The sequence below is a fragment of the Bacillus sp. JJ1503 genome (genome assembly GCF_036965125.1).
In the GTDB taxonomy this organism is placed as follows: domain Bacteria; phylum Bacillota; class Bacilli; order Bacillales; family Cytobacillaceae; genus Cytobacillus.
Window position 1 is genome coordinate 1 of sequence record NZ_JBALOZ010000384.1, and the last position, 1300, is coordinate 1300.

A 1300-nucleotide genomic window follows, 5' to 3' on the forward strand; every position below is an offset into this window, starting at 1 on the left:
TCTTACTACTATACGAGAACCCTCAGCTTTTACAACTCTAACTCTCGCATCTTTTAAAATAAACGCACCTTCACTGACGACATCGATTCTTTCATCTTCAATCACAACGGTACCTGATGGCCGAAGAGCTGTCAGTGCGTAGCCTTCTAACCCAATGAGCTCTAATCGGCTTTTATTGGAAACATAGCCCTCTTCTGTTTTTGTTGCATCAGTTAAGATGATTTTTTTGAAAAATTTCATTTTTTTACCAAGCACCTTTACCATTATAATAGACGCTAAAATAGATATACTGATAGCAATTAATAAAGAAATTCCCATATGAACGACATTATCAGAAGCTAAAAATAGACTTCCAAGTATCGCTGCCAGGCCTAGAATACCTGCAACTCCTCCTGGGAGAAAAAACTCCGCGATGATCAGCCCAATGCCAACAACAAAGAGGATAAGTGTTTCATATCCGGCAAGACCTGCAACTAAATGTCCATAGAAAAACAATAATAATGCAGACAATCCCATAAATCCGGGAAGCCCGAAGCCGGGGGAATACAATTCTAGGATTAGTCCCAAACTTCCAATAGATAATAATATCGGTATCACTACAGGATGGGTAATAAATCTCGCTATTTTTTCTGCAAAGCTTTCTTCCACTGTTTTGACCTCAGCATCAGAATAACCAAGATGATCGAGAAGTTCATTCAAATTATTGAAAGTCCCTTCTGAATACTTTACTTCCAATGCCTTTTCAGCACCTAGAGTGAGTAACTTTCCTTTAGGGGCTCCAACTTCAGGAAGATTGATAGACTCATCTGCCATTGCTAGCGCATAAATCGGGTTTCTTTTACTCTGCTTTGCAGCCTCCTCCATTGCCGCAAACCAATAGGATTCAGCCTTCTTCCCAGCAGTATTTCCCTGTTGATCAATAATGGCCGCTGACCCCATTGTAGAACCTGGCACCATATAGATTTCATCTGTATTTAGTGCAATATAAGCACCAGCAGATAAAGCCTGTTTGTTCACAAATGAAATCGTCTTCACATCTGTTGATGTTAATAACTTCCCAATTTTCCCAGCGGCATCCACTGCCCCTCCAGGGGTATCAATATCAAAAATAATCGCAGATGCCTTGTCTTCCTCAGCTAAATGAACAGCCCTGTTTAAATAAGCAAACAGACCTTTTTCTACTGTATCTTGAATCGAAACGACATAGACAATTTCATTATCAGCATTTCCTTTAAATGGGATAATCATTAGGATAAAAGCAAAAAGGAATGAAAAAATGATGAATATCCTTCTTAATCTC

Annotated in this window: 1 protein-coding gene; it reads right to left on the reverse strand. The window is 39.2% G+C overall.

The genetic code is table 11. The features are described 5' to 3' along the window. The coding region (locus V7149_RS23365) for an NfeD family protein (RefSeq protein WP_438824148.1) at positions 1-1287 on the reverse strand (1287 nt) is incomplete at its 3' end. Positions 1288-1300: the final 13 nt, after the last annotated feature.